23 protein-coding genes are annotated in these 23,293 nt (G+C 43.4%); 14 read left to right on the top strand and 9 right to left on the bottom strand.

Features of this window, described 5'->3' with window-relative positions; genetic code table 11:
* Window positions 1-305: 305 nt before the first annotated feature.
* The 3 genes from lgt (at window position 306) to JGK20_RS03050 (ending at window position 3,152) form a co-directional block, all read left to right on the top strand.
* Complete coding sequence (gene lgt / locus JGK20_RS03060) at window positions 306-1,199, top strand: prolipoprotein diacylglyceryl transferase (protein ID WP_293185033.1); 894 nt, start codon at window positions 306-308, stop codon at window positions 1,197-1,199.
* A gap of 120 nt (window positions 1,200-1,319) precedes the next feature.
* The gene (cobM, locus tag JGK20_RS03055; protein WP_293185032.1) at window positions 1,320-2,099 is read left to right on the top strand and encodes a precorrin-4 C(11)-methyltransferase; all 780 of its coding nucleotides are present in this window, start codon (window positions 1,320-1,322) and stop codon (window positions 2,097-2,099) included.
* Between the two features lie 216 nt (window positions 2,100-2,315).
* Entirely contained in the window at window positions 2,316-3,152 is an 837-nt protein-coding gene (locus tag JGK20_RS03050; protein WP_293185031.1) for a dienelactone hydrolase family protein, read from the top strand.
* 66 nt (window positions 3,153-3,218) lie between these two features.
* On the opposite strand, the gene JGK20_RS03045 is transcribed toward JGK20_RS03050, so the two are convergent.
* Window positions 3,219-4,418: a glycosyltransferase family 87 protein gene (locus JGK20_RS03045; RefSeq protein WP_293185030.1), complete on the bottom strand. Its 1,200-nt coding sequence runs from the start codon at window positions 4,416-4,418 to the stop codon at window positions 3,219-3,221.
* A gap of 286 nt (window positions 4,419-4,704) precedes the next feature.
* Between JGK20_RS03045 and JGK20_RS03040 the strand changes: the two genes are divergently transcribed.
* Window positions 4,705-5,187 carry a flavin reductase family protein gene (locus JGK20_RS03040; protein WP_293149208.1) on the top strand — a complete coding sequence of 161 codons (483 nt, stop codon included), beginning with the start codon at window positions 4,705-4,707 and terminating at the stop codon, window positions 5,185-5,187.
* A gap of 42 nt (window positions 5,188-5,229) precedes the next feature.
* On the opposite strand, the gene JGK20_RS03035 is transcribed toward JGK20_RS03040, so the two are convergent.
* Window positions 5,230-5,766: a peptidase C15 gene (locus JGK20_RS03035; protein WP_293185029.1), complete on the bottom strand. Its 537-nt coding sequence runs from the start codon at window positions 5,764-5,766 to the stop codon at window positions 5,230-5,232.
* A gap of 157 nt (window positions 5,767-5,923) precedes the next feature.
* Between JGK20_RS03035 and hisH the strand changes: the two genes are divergently transcribed.
* On the top strand, window positions 5,924-6,559 hold the full coding sequence (gene hisH, locus JGK20_RS03030) for an imidazole glycerol phosphate synthase subunit HisH (protein WP_293185028.1): 636 nt from the start codon (window positions 5,924-5,926) through the stop codon (window positions 6,557-6,559).
* 444 nt (window positions 6,560-7,003) lie between these two features.
* Here the strand turns inward: hisH and JGK20_RS03025 are convergent, their stop codons facing one another.
* The gene (locus JGK20_RS03025; RefSeq protein ID WP_293229326.1) at window positions 7,004-8,326 is read right to left on the bottom strand and encodes an NB-ARC domain-containing protein; all 1,323 of its coding nucleotides are present in this window, start codon (window positions 8,324-8,326) and stop codon (window positions 7,004-7,006) included.
* Window positions 8,327-8,675: 349 nt separating this feature from the next.
* On the opposite strand from JGK20_RS03025, the gene JGK20_RS03020 reads away from it, so the two are divergent.
* A complete protein-coding gene (locus tag JGK20_RS03020; RefSeq protein WP_293229325.1) occupies window positions 8,676-9,137 on the top strand; it encodes a CHAP domain-containing protein in 462 nt (153 codons plus the stop codon).
* 316 nt (window positions 9,138-9,453) lie between these two features.
* Window positions 9,454-9,900, top strand: coding sequence for a hypothetical protein (locus tag JGK20_RS03015; RefSeq protein WP_293182634.1), 447 nt, complete (start codon window positions 9,454-9,456; stop codon window positions 9,898-9,900).
* Here the strand turns inward: JGK20_RS03015 and JGK20_RS03010 are convergent.
* Window positions 9,831-10,052, bottom strand: coding sequence for a hypothetical protein (locus tag JGK20_RS03010; RefSeq protein WP_293229324.1), 222 nt, complete (start codon window positions 10,050-10,052; stop codon window positions 9,831-9,833). The genes JGK20_RS03015 and JGK20_RS03010 overlap by 70 nt on opposite strands.
* Before the next feature lie 101 nt (window positions 10,053-10,153).
* Here JGK20_RS03010 and JGK20_RS03005 point away from each other — a divergent pair, with 101 nt between their 5' ends.
* From JGK20_RS03005 to hpsO, 6 genes are all read left to right on the top strand, one after another.
* Window positions 10,154-10,297, top strand: a complete 144-nt coding sequence (locus JGK20_RS03005; RefSeq protein WP_293182630.1) for a hypothetical protein — start codon at window positions 10,154-10,156, stop codon at window positions 10,295-10,297.
* 260 nt (window positions 10,298-10,557) lie between these two features.
* Window positions 10,558-11,142: a 16S rRNA (guanine(966)-N(2))-methyltransferase RsmD gene (rsmD, locus tag JGK20_RS03000; RefSeq protein ID WP_293229323.1), complete on the top strand. Its 585-nt coding sequence runs from the start codon at window positions 10,558-10,560 to the stop codon at window positions 11,140-11,142.
* 298 nt (window positions 11,143-11,440) lie between these two features.
* Window positions 11,441-12,901 carry a phosphoglucosamine mutase gene (glmM, locus tag JGK20_RS02995; RefSeq protein ID WP_293217279.1) on the top strand — a complete coding sequence of 487 codons (1,461 nt, stop codon included), beginning with the start codon at window positions 11,441-11,443 and terminating at the stop codon, window positions 12,899-12,901.
* Window positions 12,902-13,269: 368 nt separating this feature from the next.
* Window positions 13,270-14,967, top strand: a complete 1,698-nt coding sequence (locus tag JGK20_RS02990) for a glycosyltransferase family 39 protein (RefSeq protein WP_293217233.1) — start codon at window positions 13,270-13,272, stop codon at window positions 14,965-14,967.
* Between the two features lie 18 nt (window positions 14,968-14,985).
* Window positions 14,986-15,960, top strand: a complete 975-nt coding sequence (gene hpsN / locus JGK20_RS02985; protein WP_293229322.1) for a hormogonium polysaccharide biosynthesis glycosyltransferase HpsN — start codon at window positions 14,986-14,988, stop codon at window positions 15,958-15,960.
* A 92-nt stretch (window positions 15,961-16,052) separates the two neighbouring features.
* On the top strand, window positions 16,053-17,222 hold the full coding sequence (gene hpsO / locus JGK20_RS02980) for a hormogonium polysaccharide biosynthesis glycosyltransferase HpsO (protein WP_293205030.1): 1,170 nt from the start codon (window positions 16,053-16,055) through the stop codon (window positions 17,220-17,222).
* Between the two features lie 145 nt (window positions 17,223-17,367).
* Here hpsO and JGK20_RS02975 read toward each other — a convergent pair whose 3' ends face one another.
* From JGK20_RS02975 to JGK20_RS02965, 3 genes are all read right to left on the bottom strand, one after another.
* Complete coding sequence (locus JGK20_RS02975) at window positions 17,368-18,000, bottom strand: DUF3455 domain-containing protein (protein WP_293182620.1); 633 nt, start codon at window positions 17,998-18,000, stop codon at window positions 17,368-17,370.
* Window positions 18,001-18,205: 205 nt separating this feature from the next.
* Complete coding sequence (locus JGK20_RS02970; RefSeq protein ID WP_293182618.1) at window positions 18,206-18,838, bottom strand: RloB family protein; 633 nt, start codon at window positions 18,836-18,838, stop codon at window positions 18,206-18,208.
* Window positions 18,831-20,117 (bottom strand): ATP-binding protein, encoded by a 1,287-nt coding sequence (locus JGK20_RS02965; protein WP_293182616.1) that lies wholly within the window; start codon window positions 20,115-20,117, stop codon window positions 18,831-18,833. Before JGK20_RS02965 ends, JGK20_RS02970 begins: the two co-directional genes overlap by 8 nt.
* Before the next feature lie 99 nt (window positions 20,118-20,216).
* Between JGK20_RS02965 and hpsP the strand changes: the two genes are divergently transcribed.
* A complete protein-coding gene (gene hpsP, locus JGK20_RS02960) occupies window positions 20,217-21,449 on the top strand; it encodes a hormogonium polysaccharide biosynthesis glycosyltransferase HpsP (protein ID WP_293229321.1) in 1,233 nt (410 codons plus the stop codon).
* A gap of 103 nt (window positions 21,450-21,552) precedes the next feature.
* Here hpsP and JGK20_RS02955 read toward each other — a convergent pair whose 3' ends face one another.
* Together JGK20_RS02955 and JGK20_RS02950 are read right to left on the bottom strand one after the other, a co-directional pair.
* The gene (locus JGK20_RS02955; RefSeq protein WP_293182612.1) at window positions 21,553-22,110 is read right to left on the bottom strand and encodes a TerD family protein; all 558 of its coding nucleotides are present in this window, start codon (window positions 22,108-22,110) and stop codon (window positions 21,553-21,555) included.
* A gap of 541 nt (window positions 22,111-22,651) precedes the next feature.
* A complete protein-coding gene (locus JGK20_RS02950; protein ID WP_293190418.1) occupies window positions 22,652-23,056 on the bottom strand; it encodes a DUF4359 domain-containing protein in 405 nt (134 codons plus the stop codon).
* Window positions 23,057-23,293: the final 237 nt, after the last annotated feature.

Below are 23,293 nucleotides of genomic sequence, written 5' to 3'. Positions count from 1 at the left end.
TATGGAGGGCAGTGCCTTGTCCCAACGGGAATTGCTCGATAAGCGGGTGTACTTCCTAAACCTGCAACCTGCTGTATATTCCTGGAGGCATTGCAAGGTAATTCTGTGATTCTGAGTGTAGCCTTTGAGTCCGTCGTGTCACGTCAACAAGGTTGCAATAACAGAAATCTCGACAACAAAGTTAATTTTCGGCGAAATTCCCCAAATATTGCGTGTAAATGACCGCAGTCACCTAAAATAAACTCTGTAGTTTGTGAAAGGGTATGCAAATTTGACAGCTTTCCACCAAAAATAATTCAACTTTCATGGTGCTAAATATTCTTGCGCTGCCTTTAGGTTTTCAATTCACATCCCCGGGCCCGATTATCTTTCAACTCGGCCCCGTAGCCGTTCGTTGGTACGGGCTGTTGATAGCTTCTGCCGTTTTGATTGGGGTCAGTCTGTCCCAATATTTGGCCGAAAAACGCCGCGTTAACCCGGAATTGCTGGGCGATTTAGCAATTTGGCTGGTTCTGGGCGCTATTCCTTGCGCTAGAATTTATTACGTGGCTTTTGAGTGGCAGCAATACGCCCAGAGACCTGAAGATATTATTGCGATTTGGAAAGGCGGAATTGCCATTCACGGCGCAATTTTGGGCGGCACGATCGCAGCTTTGATTTTTGCGAAAATCCAGCGAGTTTCTTTTTGGCAATTGGCCGATTTGATCGCACCTTCGGCAATTCTTGGTCAGGCGATCGGACGTTGGGGAAATTTCTTTAATTCCGAAGCTTTTGGCAGTCCTACGGATTTGCCCTGGAAACTCTATATTCCGGCAAACAGTCGCCCGATCGCCTATGCTAATTTTGAATACTTCCATCCCACTTTTCTCTACGAATCTCTGTGGAATTTGACAGTATTTGGGTTGCTGCTGACTTTGTTTTTCCGCGATTTGCAGGGCAAAATTAGGTTAAAAACAGGTGCTTTGTTTTTGGTTTACATCGCAGCTTACAGTTGCGGTAGAGTCTGGATTGAAGGGTTGCGAACTGATAGTTTGATGTTCGGGCCGCTGCGGACGGCGCAGATGGTAAGTTTGACTGGGATTGTGTTAGGTTTTGGCGGGTTGGCTTGGCTTTATTTGCTCGATCGACCTTTGCCAGATGTTGTATCAGCCACGGGCGATCGCACAAAGGTTGCTCCCAAATCCCCAGAGGATCAATAAAAAACCCCAGAGACGTTAGTCTCTAGGGTTCAAAACCAGGGTGCATCTACCATCCCTTACTTCCAACCAAAATAGGTGCATCCGGAAACGCCAGTAAATTTCGCAAATTTTTTATCAGCAATGAGTTTGACAGAGATTCAATCCCTAATTCCAGGCGTATACATTGTAGGTGCAGGCCCCGGAGACCCGGATTTGTTGACTGTTAGGGCTCAAAAATTGCTGGCCCAGGCCGATGTCATATTATTTGCCGATTCCCTAGTTCCAAAGCAAATTTTAGAGGGGGTGCGCGCGGATGCTGAAGTTATCCAAACGGCAGATAAGACTCTCGAAGAGATTGTACCTTTGATGGTGGATCGAGTGCGAGCCGGCAAAAGCGTCGTCCGACTGCATTCGGGCGATCCCTGTCTCTACGGCGCAGTCGGCGAACAAATGCACGCTTTGGCTGAAGCGGGAATTGCTTTTGAGGTAATTCCGGGAATTAGCGCTTTCCAACTTGCGGCGGCTAAACTTAAAATTGAGTTGACAGTTCCCGGAGTTGTGCAGACAATTATTTTGACCAGAATTAGCGGCAGAACTGAAGTACCAGAACGTGAAGAATTAGCTGGTTTGGCGGCTCATCAAGCGAGTTTGTGTCTGTATTTGAGCGCGCGCCATGTCGAACAAGCTCAAGCTAAGTTGATGGAATATTACCCGTCTGATTTGCCTGTGGCGATTTGTTATCGGTTGGGCTGGCCTGATGAGAAGATTGTGCTGGTTCCTCTTGACAAAATGGCGATCGCCACTCGCGAACATAATTTGATCAGAACGACGATGTATGTGATTAGTCCGGCTTTGGGAAAAGAGGCCCAAGGGCGATCGCGCTTGTACCATCCAGAGCACGATCGGCTATTTCGTCAGTAGTTATTGGTTATTTGTTATTGGTTATTTGTTATTGGTTATTTGTTATTGGTTATTTGTTATTGGTTGGTTCCTATTCCCTATACCCAATGCCCTATACCCAATGCCCAATGCCCGGCGCGGGCCTTCTTCCCAATAACCAATGCCCCATTCCCAATGCCCAATGCCCCATTCCCAATGCCCAATGCCCTATTCCCTATTCCCTATTCCCCATTACCAATGAAAGATTTAACTCGCAGACAATTTATCACTGTCACCGCATTAACCGCCGGATTTGCATTAGCAGTTCATCCTATTTCTTTGGCAACTATTACCACAGATGCAACGAATTTAGTTGCAGGTGAAGTTAAAATCCCCGTGAAAGACGGGCAGATTCCAGCATACAGGGCAATGCCGGCCAGCGGTAGCAATTTTCCAGTCATTTTAGTGATTCAAGAAATCTTCGGGGTTCACGCGCACATCCAAGATATTTGCCGCCGTTTTGCTAAATTAGGTTATTTGGCGATCGCCCCAGAGATGTTTGCCCGTCAAGGTGATGTTTCTAAAATCACCGACATTCAAGAAATTGTCAGTAAAGTTGTCTCGAAAGTTCCCGACGCTCAAGTCATGTCCGATTTAGATGCTACCGTCGATTGGGCGCAAAAGTCAGCCAAGGGCAATATTGATAAGTTAGGGATTACCGGATTTTGCTGGGGTGGCAGAATTGTGTGGCTGTACGCCGCCCACAACCCGAAAGTCAAAGCTGGCGTGGCTTGGTACGGGCGTTTGGCTAGCGATTCTACGCCTTTGACTCCCAAACAGCCGATCGACCTTGCAGCAACTTTGAAAGTGCCAGTATTGGGGCTTTACGGTGGCAAAGATGACTTAATTCCCAACGATACAGTCGAGAAAATGCAACAACTTCTCAAAACTGGTACCAGCGGTTCCGAAATTGTGCTTTATCCAGATACACCCCACGGTTTTAACGCCGACTATCGCCCCACTTATCGGGAAAAAGAAGCCAATGATGCTTGGAAAAAGCTGCAAGATTGGTTTAAAAAGCACGGAGTTGTTTGAGAGTTTTGAGCAAGGGAGTCGCCAGTGGACAGTTAAAAATATCGTCACTGGTAACTCGACCCAAAATCAAGCAATTTCTTGTTGCAATCCCTCACTCGATTTAGATTTCATGCTGAATAGAACAACACCAACTACTAGAATTAAAACAACAATTGTTCTCCAGTGAATCAAAAAAGGCAAACCCGCTGCTAAAAATATCCGTCTCGGAAAAAAGAGCAGAAAAACTAAGGCAATACTGCCGAGCAAAGCTTTGCGGTTATTGCTGCAATACAGCCACAGCGAAGTCAGAATCGGGAACAAACCTACATAATCGTAAACGTGAGTATATCCCAGAAAGGTGAAGGATATACCCATCAGCAGAGCCAACACATCTTCGCGATTAATTCTATTGCGAAACACCCACAGCACAACCGCTAAAATTACTGCCACAATCTTGATAGCCGGTACCTTCAAGCCTAAAGAAGCGAAAAGACTTTCCATACCAACTTTATCTTGAAACCCCGGTTGATTGAAAGGCAAAGAACTATAGCTGTCTAGAATTCCTTGATGCCATGCTGCCAGCATCCCAACTGGCCCGCCGTACAGCACCAATGGGTAAGCGCTCATAATTATAACCGTTGCCAAGGCTACAGCTAATATTTTCCAGTTCCGTTCTAGCAAAAACCAAATACCCAGCAATAAGCATAGTTGCGGCTTAAAACTGGCTATACCCAAACAGATACCTGCCAATACAAATTTTTGCCGTTGGCTGAAGAACCAAGCAGCCATTGTCCCGGCAAAAGCCATCAAAGAAGTTTGACCCATCCACACAACGTGGGCAGTGAATGGGTTGCCGATAATCATCGCAGCCATCACCAAACTGCCGAGTTGATTTTGACTGTTATTTTGATGTTGGTTGATGGTGCGAACTGTCATCGCAATAATAGCTGCGATTGACAGCAAGTTGAGTAATAGCCAAACGAATTTGGCAACAGGGTAATCGAAAAGACCGACAAACATAAACAATGCGGCTGATTGAGGAGGATAAAAGAAAGCCGCATCTTGAAGCGTGTCAATTTCTTTTATTGTCGCTACACTCTGAGTCAGCATATCGTGGTTGTAGGGATTTAAACCCTTCAGCCAAGCACGCCCAGCAGCGTAAAGTACAGAACCATCAGCATTTAGCTGGCCATCTCTGCCAATCCCTATTATGCCGAAACAAATTAGAGATAATATACTGACTGCTACAAGACCTAAACCAAAGTTCCGTTTAAACGATTCTGTCATCGAATTATCTCCGGTTTTGTTAACTAATTGAGTGACTGCGTTTAGATTCTAAGATTAATAGCTAAAGTCTTAACATAGTATATAGTTGGTTGTCAAAACATCGGAAAAACTCAATTTAAGTTAATAAAAATAAATATTGTGGCAAGCAGAAAATTTGGTTGTGAAAAAACTAATATTGGCAATCTCAAGATTCTCCGTGTGGCGCATCGCCCTTAAGACAGTTGGGTTTGTGGACGGGACATTGGTAAACTGGGCGGTGTAGAATTATCGATCGACAGGTAAGCCCGTGCTAGACGAACAAGCTAAAAAGACCCTCCTCCGCAAAATCCCTCACGGATTGTACATTTGCGGTGTCAAAGACGGGGAAGAAGTCAACGGTTTCACCGCTAGCTGGGTGATGCAATCTTCCTTTACCCCTCCCTTAGTCGTCAACTGCGTCAAGCAAGACTCCAAATCCCACGCCATGATCAAAGCTAGCGGTGTGTTTGCTTTGAGTTTCCTGGAAGCTGGACAAAAAGAGTTAGCCCAGAAATTCTTCAAGCAGCAGCGCCGCGTTGGCAATAAATTTGAGGATGTAGAATTTTATCTAGGCGCCGAAACCGGTTGTCCGATTATTTCGGATACTCTGGGTTACATTGAGTGCAATGTTGTTGGTGCTGTGGAACACGGAGATCACACGGTTTATGTCGGTGAAGTTATCGGTGCCGGTGTTCATCGCGAGGGCGATCCGTTGCTATTAGAAACGACGGGCTGGAATTACGGCGGTTAACAACTTGGCAATTGGCAATTGGCAATTGGCAATTGGCAATTGTCAGTTGTCAGTTGTCAGTTGACAGTGGTTAATTGTTAGGCGATTGACAATAGATAAAAAATCGCCGACAATTTTGTCAGAATTTTCTAATGTTAAAATTGGCACGTGGACGAAAATACATTTAGCGGGAAGTTGAGCATTGCGAATATGTTTTAAAACTGCGTAATAGAGAGCTTCACAAACATATTTTCCGGCTTCGTAACTGATTTCTGTGGTGCATAAATCAGCGACTAGCGGTTCGAGATTGACTTTTGTTTTCAGAATGTCTGTATCGCAGCAAGCGCAAGATTCTACGGTTAATTTTTCCCGGCTTTCGGCCATGCCGCAGCAGATAATGGTTTCGGGTTGGATTTGGTTGATTTGGGCGATCGCCAAATTCGGCGCTTCCTGAAAATCTACGGGCAGTTTTCTCAAAAAAGTTAGCGAATCAGGCAAAGATTGAATTTGGGAAATTTTGGCTAATAAATCGTCGGAAGAGTTGGATTTCTGATGGGGAAGCCAAGTATCAAATGATGTTAATAAAAATTTTGTTGTCATAAATGATTGGGAATTGGGAATTGGGAATTGGGAATTGGGAATTGGGAATTGGGAATTGGCAGCAACATATAACCAATAACCAATAACTAATAACAACTGACTAATGACTGATTGTATGCAATAATAGCGATATTGATAATATAAGGCAAGTAAGTCAATGTCTGTCATCGCAGTAGTGGACTATGACATGGGCAATCTGCACTCTGTCTGTAAAGGCTTGGAAAATGTGGGTGCAGTGCCAAAAATTACGGATTCTCCTGCTATCATCGAGCAGGCTGATGCGGTGGTTTTGCCGGGAGTGGGTTCCTTCGATCCGGCAATGCAGAATTTACGATCGCGCAATTTGATAGAACCGATAAAAAGTGCGATCGCCTCGGGAAAACCTTTTTTAGGCATTTGTTTGGGTTTGCAAATCCTGTTTGAAAGTTCGGAGGAAGGCGTAGAACCAGGCTTGGGCGTTATTTCGGGCAAAGTCCGCAGGTTTCAGTCGGAACCGGGGCTGACAATTCCGCACATGGGATGGAATCAATTAGAATTTGCTCAGCCGAATCAACCGCTGTGGGAAGGTTTACCCTCCGATCCTTGGGTTTATTTCGTGCATTCTTATTATGTCGATCCGGTTGATTTGAAAGTGCGATCGGCTATGGTGACTCACGGAAGTCAAAATGTGACGGCGGCGATCGCTAAAGATAATCTGATGGCGGTGCAGTTTCACCCGGAAAAGTCTTCGAGTACGGGATTGCATATGCTGTCAAATTTTGTCAGTCTGGTGAGAACAAAAGTTGCTGCTTAGGTAATAGATATCTTGCAAAATGTCTATTAAATCCAGGTACGTAGTTGCGCTTTAGCGCTCTTTTGGGGATATCGGAAAGAGCGCTAAATCCCAAATTACGGACTTCTTAACACAGTCAAAAATATGTTGACTATCAAACGTCGGAAAGAGCGCTGAAGCGCAACTACATACCTCATACCTCATACCTCAATTAATTTTAAGATTTGCGGAAAGAGCGCAACTACATACCTCATACCTCAATTAATTTTAATATTTGCCGGAAGAGCGCTGAAGCGCAACTACATACCTCATACCTCAATTAATTTTAATATTTGCCGAAAGAGCGCTTAAGCGCAACTACGTACCTGCTTTTTTTTCAAAAGGTGTATAGCAATCCTTAATGATTTGCGATCGCTATCCCAATCCTAAAATTACGATCTCGCAGCATATCGTACCAGCTAATACCTATCGCTCGATCGCATATTTCCTCACCACCGGCTGTAACGTGAAAGCGACATTGCCGCTGACTGTGATTTTCTCAATTAGCGATCGCCATCCCAGAGATTCCAGCGCTTCCATCAAATTCGATGTTTTAACCGGTTCAGAAAGTCCGCCGCGCAATTGAGCTAGATCCATTGGTGCTCCCGCCGTAGCCAACTGCTTGATTACATCTTTTTCTAATACCGAAAGTCGCTGAAATTGCTGCGATAAAATATGGTTAATTTGACCTAAAAATACGGTATTTTCTCTGATAAACTCTGAACTTTTACCATTAAATAACTCTAAAATCATTGCTGAAACAATCCTCAGGGCTAAAGGATGAGCGGCATAACAGTCAATCAATTCATCCCATTGTTTTTCTTGAGTCAAACCTCTTTCTTGCAGGATTTCCCGCGCGGCCATATTGTCTAAACCTGTGAGTTTATAAGATCGAACGGGACGAGTTTGACCTTCCAACATAGCTATGTCTCTAGATTTTTCCGAACTGGTAAGCAATAAACAGCTTTGATGGTTGGATTCTCCTATTTGTCTGAACAGCCTTTCGTAATCTTCGTAGCCCGATCGATATTTGCCAGCAAAACCGCCCGTATCTAAGATCGTTTCCACGCCGTCAAGCACGATTAAACAGCGGTGCGCTTGCAAATATTCAATCAGAACGGAAATGCCGTCACTGAGGTTTTCTGGCAATTTTTTGCCCTGACAGTCGCAGATAAATTGAATTAAGCCGATCGCCAAATCTTGACAACTCGGCTGATTCGACAAACTCCGCCAGATGACAAAATCAAACTCGTTTTGAATTTGCTTGGCTAATTGCGCGCAAAGTGCAGTTTTACCAATTCCGCCCATCCCGAAGATCGCAACTAACCGACAGCGATCGCCCGAAATCCAGTTTTTCAAGAAACCCAGTTCTTCCCGGCGACCGAAAAACCCCGAAATATCCGGCAATTCGCTGCAATTTTGCCGGGTTTGAGGAGTGGGCGCGGGCGCGAGATTGCCGGAAATATCCCCGGAAGTGCGATCGTCAGATTCGAGTCGCAGTCCAAAAGCTGCAAACAAACTCTCCATTTTGGCTGTGTCAGCGGGGGCTCGCCGGTTCAATATATTAGACACCGTATCCGTCGAGACGAAAGACGGAGAATTTCGATTAAGTCCAGGATCGGTTTGTTCAGAGATGGTTTGCAAGCTGGGGCGATCGGTAAATTTGAGATAAATCGCGTCCCAGATTTTCTTCCATCCTTTGTCTGTAAGTATTCTGCCGCGATCGCGCCTTGCTTTGGGTACATTCATTTGGATTTTAGATTTTAGATTTTAGATTTTAGATTTTAAATCGGGCTCTCTGTTAGCACGCGCACTCCGCTTGAGACGGCGGTTGGCGAGGGAAAACCTCGCGAGAGATGGGGTGTACGCCGGAATTAATCGGAATTTGCGATCGACTCAGGAGAAGCCGGAGTTAACTTTCTCGCCCTCCTTAAATTTTATAACGCCTGAAACCCTTTCCGAGCAAAGGCTTGACAAAAATATTTCGACCCATCCTTAACTCCTTGTTTAAGTCCCGTTTCTGGCGAGAAATCCTTTGGCGCTTCTGCGAAAGTATCAACAGTTAAGCAAACAACCGCAAACAAACAAGGAATCAACCATGAAATTATTTACTTCTTCCTCCAAAATCTCCCTAGCTTTGTTAACTGCTTTCGCCGCCGCTAGCACAGTCGTAACTGCGAGTTTCTCCAACATCAAACCAGCCGCAGCCGCGCAATTTTGCCAGTGCGTACACTACGCAAACAATCGTTTTCAACTGCGTCCTCCCTATGTTTGGAGTGCCAAAGATTACGGTTCAGTGTTGCAACGTAACGGCTTCCGTCAAGTTGGGCCTCAACCCGGTGCAGTCGTTGTTATGCAGTCTTCATTCCCCGGTGCCGATCGCACTCACGGACACATTGGAGTAGTTGAAAGAGTTAACGGTAACGGGACAATCGCCGTTCGAGGTAGCAACCAAGGAAATCGCGGTTTGTTCGGGGAATTCAACTGCAACAATGTCAACGTTACCCAGTTTGGAACTTCTGTTAACGGCCGCCGCGATGTCTCGTTTTGGGTGCGATGAAATAAATCCTAAGTTTCGGTATTTATCGAGATTCTTAACTCCTTGCTTAACTCCCGATTCTTCCGTAGCCCTTGCTTTTGGCTTGTGGGAAAGTATCAACAGTTAAGCAAGCAGCCACAAACAACCACAAACAAAAAAACCGGAATCAATACGGCAACGCACCCAATTCTCGCCCCATGCCTTAGTTCTCGGCTGCATCTATCTATTCACCAACACTTTAACTTTTAGATTTTAGTTGAATACCCATACTCATCTATGAATTCAATCTAAAATCTAAAATCCAAAATCTAAAATCACTTGACAAGGAAGACAAACCATGATTTTTCAACACCAACTGCAAAAAGGATTCGGAAAACTAGCTATTGTCGGAACGCTGTCTGTAATGGCGATCGGCTCAAGCGCCGAAATGAGTTTAGCAATTCCCCTGAGACCAATTCTCCGCCGCGCTGTTGAAGGCATCTTGGGAATTCCATCTTATCCTCAAAATCTCCCAGAAAATCAACAGCAATTTCCCCAAGGAACTGCTGGTTCTCCTGAAAGTTTTCCCGGAAATGCTGCACCTCAATATCCCGGACAACCTAATGTTGTACCTCAATATCCCGGACAACCCAATCAACAGCCAATTTATCAACAACCAACATATCCACCTGCACCTGGATATCCGCAACCAGGTTATCCGGTTTATCCACAACCTTATCCTGCTCCTGTACCGGCATCTCCTCCGGCGCGGCAAACCCAACCGATGATTATCAACAACTTTTGATAGTTGTTATTCCCTAGGGCAATCCTCGGTGGTTTACTAATTACTAATTCCCAATTCCCAATTCCCAATTCCCAATTCCCAATTCCCAATTCCCAATTCCCAATTCCCAATTCCCAATTACCAATTACCAATTCCCAATTCCCAATTCCCAATTCCCAATTCCCAATTACTAATTACTAATTCCCAATTCCCAATTCCCAATTCCCAATTCCCAATTACTAATTACTAATTACCAATTACCAATTATAAATTTATGAATACTCCTCCTGTTTCGTTTCCTGTTAAAGTGGTGTTAGTATCACTGGTAGTCAGCAATGCTGTATTATGTGTCAAACAAGCCCAGACACCAGTACCTGAATCTAATCAAGCAGAAAATACTGTTAAGTCTGGGTTTTAAATGATACGATTTTTCCAAAAGAATGGAGCTGCTTTGTCGGCTCCAAATTCCATTTTTGGTCAAATTATAATATAATTTATAAAAATTAGTGGTACTAACCGAGTTGGTAGTTTGTTTCCACTAGCCCGAAGTGTAAGGTGCGTCGCTATGAGATTGTTCATTGAATTTAGGGAGTTTTAATGGCTACGCACCCTACAAATACTTTATTCCTTCTTCCTTCTTCCTTCTTCCTTCTTCCTTCTTCCTTCTTCCTTCTTCTTATGAGTATCAGAATCTACGGAAACCGCCAAATAAAAACTCTGCCGGGACTGGCAACTCGCCCGACTCTGGCGCGAGTGAGAGAGGCTTTATTTAATATTTGGCAAGGGTCGATCGCAGATTGCAAATGGCTCGATATCTGTACCGGCAGCGGTTCGATGGGTGCAGAAGCCTTGTGTCGCGGGGCTTTGAGTGTCACCGGCATCGAACAGTCGGCAAATGCTTGTGCGATTATCCGCGAAAATTGGGAGCAAGTAGCAGACTCTTCGCAAACGTTCCAAATTCTGCGGGGAAATGCGATCGCCAAATTAGCCTCACTATCACCACAGCAATTCGATCGCATTTATTTCGATCCGCCCTACGCCAGCGACTTGTACGAACCTGTGTTGAACGCGATCGCCAGCCAAGAAATGCTAGCACCTGATGGCGAAATCGCGATCGAACACAGCCCGGAGCGATCGACCCAACCGATACCCGGCCTAGAAATTTGCCGCCAAAAAGTATATGGCAACACAGCATTCCCAAATCGAAAATCGAAAATCCTCTCTTCCCCCGAATTTATCCGTGGGGTCGCCTCTAAAATCTAAAATCTAAAATCTAAAATCTAAAATCGATTGACAGACTCAAAGGGCATCAGGATCGTCTCAAATCCGTGTGGAAGCGTCCCCAAGAGCGATCGCCACGATCCTCTTGGCGCGCCCCATAAAAGTTTTTCCCTTAGATACCATACAAATTTTTCTGAAGAAGTTAAACTTGCTCCGTAGCCTGTCAAAGCAAGTTTCCTGAGAAATCCTCGAAATAAATTAACTTTACGCTGAAAAAAAGATCTTTCAGTTGTAACATGAACTGCAAAGTGTGAGTGTGAATATTCCTAAAGGAGTGAATATGGTTCAGACACCTTCGCGCCATCGCGGCAGCGAGTTTTCGGCTACTAACTCGGTACAACCAGTCAAACGCGATACGATTTTGCTGGGAAATACCCTCTCCCTACCAAATACAAAACTTTTCGGCACCGACGGAATTCGCGGGAAAGTTGGAGAATTGCTGACTGCACCCCTAGCGCTGCAAGTTGGATTCTGGGCTGGGCAAGTTCTACGCCAAAATGCCCCCAACCAGGGCCCTGTGATTTTGGGACAAGACAGCAGAAATTCCAGCGATATGCTGGCAATGTCACTGTCGGCTGGTTTGACAGCCGCCGGTTTGGAAGTGTGGAATTTGGGCTTGTGTCCCACTCCCTGCGTTGCTTATCTGGCAAGCATTTCGCAGTCTGTGGGCGGAGTGATGATTTCGGCTAGCCACAATCCCCCAGAAGACAATGGGATTAAGTTTTTCGGCCCCAACGGGTCAAAGCTGTCTCAGCATTTGCAGGAACAAATCGAAGCGGGAATCCGAGGGGCTAAGGTTGCGGTTGCTAGCTTGGCTTTGGGGCATCACTACCACCGCCCGGAGTTGATTAAAGATTATGCTGATTCTCTCTCAGATTCGCTGCAACAGATGAATTTGCGGGGAATGCGGGTGGTTTTGGATTTGGCTTGGGGGGCTGCTGCTGGTTTGGCGCCGGCGGTGTTTGAGCAAATGGGGGCGGATGTGATCTGTTTGCACAATTCTCCTGATGGATCTCGCATTAATGTTAACTGCGGTTCTACTCATCTCGACAGTTTGCAAGCGGCGGTTTTGGAACACAATGCCGATTTGGGATTTGCTTTTGACGGTGATGCCGATCGAGTTTTGGGTGTTGACAACAAAGGGCGATCGATTGACGGCGATTACATTCTTTATCTGTGGGGCCAGCAATTGCGCGCCTCCGAACAGTTACCGGATAATTTAATTATTTCTACTGTAATGGCTAACCTGGGCTTCGAGCGAGCTTGGGAAGAATTGGGGGGCAAACTAACTAGAACAAACGTCGGAGATCAGCACGTTCACGCTGAAATGCAGCGCACGGGTGCGATGTTGGGCGGCGAACAGTCGGGGCACATTCTTTGTCCGCATTTCGGTATTAGTGGCGATGGTTTGTTGACAGCTTTGCATATAGCTTCGCTGGTGCGTGAGTCAGGGGAATCTTTGTCACAATTGGTAAGTGACAGTTTCCAAACATATCCGCAGTTGTTGGTAAATGTACGGGTGGACGATCGCGAAAAACGCTTAAGATGGCACGAGTGCGAACCCATGCAAAAGGCGATCGATCGCGCTAAAACTGCAATGGGAGAACAGGGACGGATTTTGGTTCGCGCTTCTGGCACTGAACCGCTAATCAGAGTTATGGTAGAAGCTGCCAGCGCCGACTTAGCTAACTTCTGGACTGAAAATTTAGTCTTAGCCGTTCAGCAACACATCGCTATCTAACAGTTGACAGTTGACAGTTGACAGTTGACAGTTGGAAGAAGGAAGAAGGAAGAGGGAAGTGTCAACTTAAGTCTGAAATCCTGTGTATCTCTCTAGGTACGTTGTTGGGCTTTAGCCCTCTTTAGGCGTATATCTAAAGAGGGCTAAAGCCCAACAACGTACCTACGGAGGGTGAGGGGGGATCTAGCTCTCGGCGATCGACATTAGGCTAAGACTAAGCTTGAGATTGAGTTGACACCAATGGCAAGAATCCTCTAGTAAAATATAGGGGATATTGAAACCACTTTCTCATGCTTATTCCCTCATCCTTATTACTTATAGACTAAACAACTAACTTCTTCTTTCTTCAATTCCCCATTTCTGATTTTATGAACAGCAAATCAATTAAAAATGGGCGGTTACACCAAACTTGGTTAAAAATTTTAATTGTCGTCATATTAATAACGGGGATATTTTTTAGATTTACAAACCTCGATCGCAAAGTCTACTCCTTCGACGAATCTATCACCTCGCTGCGAATTTCTGGCTACACCTGGACGGAAATGGTACAGCAAGATTTTCAAGGAAAAACAATTAGCGTTCAAGATTTGCAGCGGAAATACCAGCAGATAAATCCTGAAAAAAGTTGGTTGGATACAGTTAAAGGTTTAGCTACAGAAGAACCTCAACTACCGCCGCTATATTTTATTTTAGCCCGATTTTGGGTGCAGTGGTTCGGCCCGGAAGTGGCAACTGTCAGAAGTCTTTCAGCTTGGATGAGTTTGTTGATTTTTCCGAGCGTTTATTGGCTGTGCTGGGAATTATTTCGCTCGGCGCGTGCGGGATGGATGGCTGTGACAATCATGGCTGTGTCGCCTTTTCACGTCTTGTACGCGCAAGAGGCGAGGCCGTATATGATGTTTGCTGTCCTCGTCTTGCTGTCGAATGCCATTCTGCTGCGGGCGTTAGCGAAGCCCGCCCCTACGGGGGCTGCGCCAACGAAGAGGATCGCCCTACAAAAATCTACCGCCACATTTAAATCTACATTTAAATCTACATTTAAATCTACATCGAAATTGAGCAAAGGCGTTTGGTTGATTTATGCGATCGCCCTAACTGTAGGACTGTATTGTAGTTTATTATTTTTTATAGTAATATTAGCCCACGGTATCTACGTAATTATAACTGAAAATTGGCGTGTTCGCCAAACATTAATTGCTTATTTACTAGCTTCAGCGGCAGCAACACTCATTTTCGCTCCTTGGATTTTCGTATTAGTTGATAACTCGCCCAGAATCGCTGCAACAGTAGGTTTGCCCCATCTTTCTCTTTCGGCCCTATCTTCACTTAAACCTTTGATTATTATCACCTGTAGAACTTTTATTGACACCCATTGGGCGGGTGGAATCATCAAATTAGGTTCGAGCAATACTACTGATTCAATCAGACTGATTGTAGCAGTTATATTAATATTAGCGATCGCACATTCAATCTATTTACTTTGCTACTCAACTCCCAAACGAGTTTGGCTGTTGGTCTTGACAGCGATCGGAATTACAGCGATAGTATTGATAGCAGTGGGAGGCATTGCCGATCGCTATCTAGTTCCCTATCTTTTAGGAATCCAGCTAGCTGTTGCCTACCTCTTTAGCGCTAAAATTACCACCGCCAACAATCCACGACAAAAACTCTGGCAGCTCGGTTTAATAGCCCTAATATCGAGTGAAATAGTTTCTTGTGCCGTCAGCTCACAGTCACAACTTTGGTGGAACAAGTATCCTTCTAGCACTAAATACAATCCCGCAGTAGCGGCGATTGTCAATCAAGCCCAAAAACCTTTAGTGATTTGTCACGGAGGCAACAACCTCACCGGAAAAATACTGTCTGTCAGCTATTTGCTGAAGCCGCAAGTAGAGCTTTTGCTAGCAGTGAAACCCGAGCAAGTTAAAATTCCTGATGGTTTTAGCGATGTATTTCTCTACAGAAGCACCGAGCTATTGCGATTTGAATTAGAACAAGTGCAAAAATATAAAATTACACCAATTTACCCACCGGGCGATGTGTGGCTTTGGCGTTTAGAGAAATAATTAAAGTGGCAACTGCGAATGATGATTTCTGTTGTGATACCTACCTACAACCGCGAGCAACCCCTGCGAGAGACATTGGCTGACGCGATTCGGCAAAATTACCCGAATTTTGAAGTGCTGGTAATCGATCAAACTCGCACTCACGAATCGGAAACTCAAGTTTATTTAGAGGAATTGGCAACTGCGGGGAAAATTCGGTGGTTTCCGGTAGATTGGGCGAGTTTACCGGGAGCTCGAAATTATGCTGTGCGGCGCGCTGTGGGAGAGATTATTTTATTTATTGATGATGATGTACAATTGCCGGATGGTTTTTTAGCCGCTCATGCTGATAATTATTTAGCAAAACCGGATGTGGGATGTGTGGCGGGCAGGGTTTTTGACAGAATGAAACTGGGTAATTCTGGAGGCGATTTGGCGATCGACTTTTTGCCCCCAGAAGCCATGGATCCGGGCATTGCTTGGTATTTTATCGATTTGGTGCATACAGTCAAACCGCAGCAGGTACTCTCGGCTAGAGGCTGCAATATGTCGTTTCGCCGTCAGGTTTTTGCCGAGTGGGATTTGACGTTTGACGAGCGGTTTGTAGGGAGTGCGGTGCGGGAGGAGTCGGATTTTTGTTTGAGATTGCGATCGACTGGCATGAAAATTTGGTACGATCCCAGTGCTTGTTTAGTTCACTTGGGGGAAGAAAGCGGCGGATGTCACGATGTCAGCACGCGATCGATCGAATATCAAACCACATTTTATCACAACCACTTCCTGATGGGATTGAAAAATTTAACCGTCTTTCAATGCCTGCGATTTTTTGCCAAACTCTTTGACTGCCACGTTTTGGGGCATCCACCTTGTCATAAAAGCCGATCGCCCCTAAAAATTATCACTAGATTTGCTTTTTATATCCTCGGTTTTATCAGTGCCCTCATAACACTCATCAAATCGCTCTGGAATGACGGACAAATTTACACAAATCAAGACAAAATCAACCCTAAATAATTTATGAATTAATTCGCAATGCCCGATGCCCGATGCCCAATGCCCCATTCCCAATGCCCCATTCCCAATGCCCCATTCCCCATTCCCAATAAATGAGAATCCTCGTTGCCAGCCACACCTATATAGTTGACATAAATCGGGAAAAATTCAAAATATTAGCCAACCTAGAACCCGATATTGAAGTAACAATTGTAGTGCCACGACGCTGGAAACCCGGAGGCGTACAAAATAAAATCATCGAAACCGAATTTTATCAAGAAGACTCATTTAAAATAGTTCCCATCTCCAATTTTAGTCAAAACAATCAAGGCTTGCTAACATTTGGTACAGATATAATTAGACTTTTACACGAATTCAAACCGCAGATTATCCAAGTCGAACAAGGTTCAAAATCCCTAGCCTACAGCCAATTAATTATACTCAATAAATTACTCAAACTCCAAGCCAAAAATATATTATTTACCTGGTGGAATCTATCCTATGAATTGAAATGGCCTATTTCCCTATTAGAAAATTGCAATCTTCAGAATACCGACGGAATTATTGCCGGCAATTTAGATGGCTCTAAAATTTTGCACCAGCGGGGCTACACAGGTGCAATGGCAGTAATGCCCCAACTTGGAGTAGATGAAAAATTGTTTGTGCCTGCTGCTAAAGATATTGAGTTATCTAGAAAATTTGGCATTAAACCAACAGATTTTGTGGTAGGATTTGTAGGGCGATTTGTCGAAGAAAAAGGACTGCTAACTTTAGCTGAAGCATTAGCAGGATTGAAACAACTTTCTTGGAAGTGGTTGTTAGTAGGACAAGGAAAATTGCGATCGCACTTGGAAGAAAAATGTAGAGAATGGGGCATCAGCGATCGAATAATCTGGGTAGAAAGCGTTTCCCATGAAGAAATTCCACCTTACATTAACTTAATGAACTGTTTGGTATTGCCCTCGCAAACCAGCTATAAATTCAAAACTTTGACTACCGTGGGCTGGAAAGAACAATTCGGTCATGTTTTAATTGAAGCGATGGCTTGTAAAATCCCGGTTATCGGTTCCGATTGCGGCGAAATTCCCCACGTTATCGGCGATGCGGGGTTAGTCTTCCCAGAGGGAAATGCAGGGATTTTGCGCGATTGTTTGCAGCAATTGATGGAAGCGCGGGATTTTGCTGTTGATTTGGGCGATCGGGGTTATCATAAAGTTATGACAAGTTATACAAATCAAGCCTTAGCTGAGCAGTTATTAGATTTTTACAAACAACTTTTGTAGCAGAAGATAGAAGTCGTAGGGTGTGTCGCCATGAAAAATTCCTAACTACATATCAACAATCTCATAGCGACGCACCTGGGTTATTCAAGGATTCGTGCAAATAAACCAAACGCTTCTTTTGCCGCAAAACCTTTTAACAAGCGTATTACTTATTGGCAGCAAAGAAGTAGTAATCTGCTGTGTAATCCACGCGGGTAGTGCTATTTTGTTTTGAAGAATCGCATCCGGTAGCTGGGGCTTTGCCACCTTTAGTATTGACGCGCTGGATATAGGTAACTTTGCTAAATAAACCGTTACCTTCATTGCTTTTGGCACTTAGTAGCACCCAAGGAATCGTAGTGCGATCGGGCGAATCTACACGTTCTTTTACTTCGCCAACGACTTTACTCTTGTCTTTAGTATACTCCCAAGTTGGGCCACCGTAATGTTTGCCAACTAATGCGCCACTTGCATTAAATAAATCAGCTTCCGGTGCTTTTAATGTCCATTCAAATTGAGTGCGATCGCCAGTTTTGGGTTGACACACGTAAATTTGCACGCCTTTGGCTGACACTTCGGAGATTAAAGCATTACCAGCAGGCACTTGTAGCTTTGCCGGCACGTCAGGAAGCTTTTTATTCGTGTCGCTGGGAGTGGGCTTCTGTGCGACGGTTATGGCTGATGCTGTTGGCTGTAATGGCGATACTTCGGCGGTAGCGGCTGCATTGGTTGTCGGATAACTAATGGCGGCTAACATCGAAATTGCGATCGGCATAAATGAGAGAGATTGTTTAGCCATTTTTGATTCAACTCCTAAAGTTACTTAAAAATGAACAGTCATTTTTGGTATTCTGCATGATTAATCTTGCTCGATCGTATCACAACACCATTGGGTTAGCCCGATCAGATAAATTTTATCTCGCGTATGGGATACACAGACTCATGGGAAGAAGTCAAATTGTGCTAATACCAAGTATATTTAAGGTATATCGTGTCAAAATTCATCAACTCTTAGGAATAAAACTATTAAGTTCTTCCACTAGCAGATGCACTGTTGTTGAAGGATTATCACTTTCAGGATTAGGGCGATCGTATTCCATTAAAAGCCGTTTTGCGTGTTTGATCGCATCCTGTTGTTTGTTTTTCAGTTCCTCATAAATCGTTTCACTGTTTTTCTGATACTCGTATCCGAGCAACTTCGTCAACATATTTTGATAATCCTTGCGAGAAATTCCAGTATTATAAAAATGGAAGTGTAGTAAATACCAAAGTTCAAAAGCATCATTGGAGTACGCTACTTTAATGCCGTTATTTTTTGCAAGAGTCATAGCTGCATTAAAATTTTGCGCGTCGTTAGAATTTTTACCGTTAATATCGCGATCGAAGACACACCAAAATCGATCGCTTTCGTCGTATTCTGAGTCATTTTTTAACTCAATAGCTTTTTCTACTAAACTCCTCGTGTTTTTCCCTTCTCCCTTGATATCAAGCTTGATTACCTTTGTGTCTACCGCGAAACTTCTAAAATAGTTGGGTTCTGTTTTTTCACCTTCGCACACGATTAAAAACCATCTTCTATTTTTAACTTTTCTTTTAGAGTAATCAATAGTTCTTCTGGACGAACTTTTTTTAGGCATAGAGTTCACCTAGAAGTTCTTTGAAATTACCAACAAAAGGGATAGCACCATACTTTCCGATGATGTAATCGTGTTCAAATGAGGCATTTTTTCCTACTTTATACTCTACTAAAGAGTACAAATCAGTAGCGCCCTTATTGTCTTTCTCGGTAAACCATATTTGATCTCGGCGAAAAGTCTTGCTGCTAAGCAGATTTGTGTCATGTGTCGTGAATATAAGCTGTGCGTTGTGGGGATTAGTCTCGTTAGAATTGAATAAGCAGATTAATTCACGAGTAATCAACGGATGTAGTCGGGCATCAAGTTCATCTATGAATAAAATCTTTCCTGTCCTCAAAGTATCGAGAAGCAGCCCTGCTAATGCAAACAATTTGTTTGTTCCCTCAGACTCATGCTTTTCAATATCGAATATTTCTATAGCAGTCTGCTTACCGTCAGCATCATATTTCCGATGAACTGTTTTCACGGCTGGTTTGCTTTCAGAAATAGGATATAAACTACCGTAGGAATTACCATATAATGCTGTATTATTGGAAATAATAAATACAGGTTGATTTGTGATTTGGATATCAGCAATACCCAAGTCTAATTTTTTAATGAATTCAATAATATCATGCCTGTGGCGATCGTTCTCAAAAGACTCTAAAGTTTCCTTGCGGTATTGCCTATCTTGCAAGCCTGATATCAATTGCAAAGTTTTACTGAACCACAGCAGGATTTTGCCAGAAAGTTTACCATTAAATTGTGCAACAACAGAAAGAAATAAAGCATTATTTCTAGTTTTATCGCTAATACCTTGCCCTTCCGGGAAATCATCTAATATAAAGCTGTCAAAATCCCGTTCAAAAAGCATTGTTTCTGAATCTTCATCACTTTGAAACAACCACTCAGCAACAACCTGTTCAGAATTAATCTCAAAACCATATCTAAAATTTTTGCCTTCTAGCAAGAAAACTATTTCAAAGAATGATGGCTCTTTTTCTGTCTCTGTGCTTAGCCTGAATGCTTCAATATCGATCGCCTCTGAAACTTGCGTTTCTTTGGATGAGTTAAGGACAAACCACTTCATAAAGTTAACAGCAGCAACAAGATTGCTTTTGCCGCTGGCATTTGCTCCATAAATAGCAGCACTTTTTAGCAATTTTAATCTATGATTGATTTCAAATACATTATTTTCGTCAAGCTCTCGATCGTCCTCCGTAATTGACGAAGCTACCATGCTGAGTGTGACAGTTTCTTTAAAAGATTTGTAGTTGCCGACGCTGAATCCAATCAGCATAACTTGCCTCCGATCGCCTAAATTAGTATAAAGTGCAAATCTTGCAATTTTTTATATAATAACACAACCAGCTACCGCAATTAAGACCAAGGGCTAATCATGCGAATCCTTCAAATTATCCCCTCAATTTCCCTCGTCTACGGTGGCCCGAGTCAAATGGTACTAGGACTTTCTGCCGCCCTCGCTTCCCAAGGCATTGATGTCACAATTATCACTACAGATTCTAACGGAGATATCGGTCAAGATCCTTTAGATGTGCCGTTAAATCTACCAATCAAACAAAACGGCTATGAGATTATTTATTTCCGCTGTTCTCCGTTTCGCAGATATAAGTTTTCTCTGAGTTTATTGCAGTGGTTAAATCAAAATGCGCGGCAATTTGACCTCGCTCACATTCACGCTTTGTTCTCGCCAGTAACTTCTTTCGCTGCGACAATTGCCAGAGGGCACAAGTTACCGTATATTATCCGGCCCTGCGGTATGCTTGACCCCGCAGATTTGCAGAAGAAAAAGCTTTTAAAACAGGTTTATGCTACACTTTTAGAACGACCTAATTTAGCAGGTGCGGCAGCAATTCATTTCACTAGCAAGCAAGAAGCTAAAATTTCAGAAAGGTTTGGTTTGGATAGCACAGGCAAGATGCCTGTGCCACAAGATTGTTTACTATTAGATAGCACAGGCAAGATGTCTGTTCCAAAAGATTTGATAATTCCATTGGGGGTGACGGCAGATGCTTACCCTGAAATATTGCCTGATTCGGAAATACCAATCATCTTATTTATGTCGCGAATCGAACCTAAAAAAGGATTAGAATTGCTAATTCCGGCACTGGAAAGTATTTTAGAAGATGGTCTAAAATTTAACTTTATTTTAGCAGGTTCTAATCCCCAAGATGCCGATTACGAAGCCAAAATTAAAGTCAAAATAAAAAAATCAATTTTAGAAAAATTTACTACAATAACGGGTTTTGTTAGCGGTGATTCAAAAGCTGAGATGTTGAGAAAAGCTGACTTATTTGTGTTGCCTTCTTATTACGAAAACTTTGGTATTGCCGTAGCAGAAGCGATGGCTGCGGGTGTACCTGTGGTTATTTCCGATCGCGTTTATATCTGGGATGACATTCAGCAAGCGGAGGCTGGGTGGGTGGTGCCTCTGGAGGTAGGGGCGATCGCCCGTGCGATCGAATCAGCCCTCCTCGCACCACAGGAAAGGCAGCGCAGGGGCTTTAACGGGCAAGCTTATGCTAAAAAATATTATAACTGGGAGGCGATCGCCCGAAAAACCATCGAAGCTTACCAGCACATTTTGTCATCTATTAACGAATCCGACTAAAATTTACCTTTTACTTCTTCTCCGGCGGCGAGTTTTTGTGCTGCTATCAGAATCTGTCGGCGATATTTTTTCATCGCTGCTTTGCAGTAATGTTATTGCTATTTCACCTACAATACTTGTCAACAAAACTCTTTAATCCAGCTTGATATCCTGCTCCTACCGCCTGAAATCTCCACTCTCCATTCTTTCTATACAAACGACCAAATTCTAGAGCCGTTTCTAGTGTAAAACTCTCTGTTAATTCATACCGGACAAGTTCGATTCCGGTATCCAAATTGACAATTTTGATGAAACTATTTCTGATATTCCTAAAACTTGCATTGATTTTATCTGCTTCGTGAATAGTCACAACAAAAGTTATTTCCACAATTTCAGGATTAACTTTTTCTAAGATAATGCCGTAAATAGTCTTATTTTCTTTAGCTGGGTTGTTTTCAGGAATCGATTGCAGTACCGAACCGTCAGAGGATTGCAGATTATTGTAAAAGATAAAAAAATTATCGTCAGGTAATTTGCCGTCCGAACCTAGCATAAATGCAGAGACATCAATGTCATAGCTTTGTCCTGCCTCCGTTACCTGCCAACCGAGGGCGATCGCCATTTTTTTTAAATCCGGTGCTTCTTGAGAGAGATTAAATCTCTCACCCTTACTTAATTGCATAGCCATCTGCTTATTTGTCAAACATAAAAATTTATCTTATTTATTTTAATAGTAAGTGGGACGAGAACTTTTCGTGTTTAATAAAACTTAATATTTTTATAATATAGTAGTCTTCCCATCATTTGGATATTTTTTGTAGTTGCTCTTAAAGATCCAGGTTGCCCCGATAGATAGGTGGTAGGCACGCACCATCCACTACCGCTACCAATCTTCATCAATCATTTAGGATTGCTATAAATCTTTAATGATCGCAGATATCTTTTTGGCAAGATGTCTATTAAATTTAGGTACGTAGTTGCGATGAAAGCGCTCTTTTTGGATCTCGGAAAGAGCGCTGAAGCGCAACTACGTACCTGCTGCTAAAACTAGCATAATAAAATGCTAACTATTAATTATAGAATAGATTGTTTTTTGCAATAGGTCTAATAGTCTAATTTTAATTTCTCCCTACAAAGGTTCCGGCCTTAAACCAATTATTTCTAGTAAGTAAAAACCGGGTTCGATCGCAAGCCCGGTTTCTATAATTTAACTTAATTTGACATTACTTTTCAGCATTTGCCGAACTAGGTGGGAGGGTAACGAAATTGCCAAAAGCTCCAACCGTTTGATAGCTTTTTTTACCTAGTTGAGTTGTGTAAATGCTGACAACGCCAAAGTTCTGACGTTCCGTTGTATTGTCGAGCAAGTGTTCGATCGAGCCGCGCTGGGAAGTCAGGAAAGTCTCTGCAACGCCACTCAAAGCTTTGGGTACGCGGGAATCATTACGCACGGTGTTTTTAAACTCGGTTTCGAGCACGCCGGAAGCATAAGTTAGGTATTTATCTCTCGGAGGATTTGTAAAGGCCATTCCGGCGACTAGCACGCTGAGGGCGATCGCAATTTTTCCGATATTCCCGAAAAAATTAGAAGTTGGTTTGTGAGTATTCATTGCTTTATCAATAATCATTTTTTTCTTGCCCCGATTCAGTTATAAGCTTATCTAGATTTAAACTACACCTTCTGAGAAACAGATTTCAGAAAAAAGAGGACAGTTTGTAGATTGGAGGGAAGTTGCAAATGCAGGCTATGGCTTTTGGGGACGATCGCACTCTAATATAATTCCGAGGTAGCGGGATGGGAGATCCGCAGCCTGTCTTCCTTTTACTTTCCTCCCTCCCCCAAATCCGGTAAATTTTCAAAGACT

Source organism: Microcoleus sp. PH2017_05_CCC_O_A (assembly GCF_020738785.1).
GTDB lineage: Bacteria > Cyanobacteriota > Cyanobacteriia > Cyanobacteriales > Microcoleaceae > Microcoleus.
The sequence above is the reverse complement of the archived record's forward strand: the minus strand, read 5'-3'. Positions and strand labels throughout refer to the sequence as shown.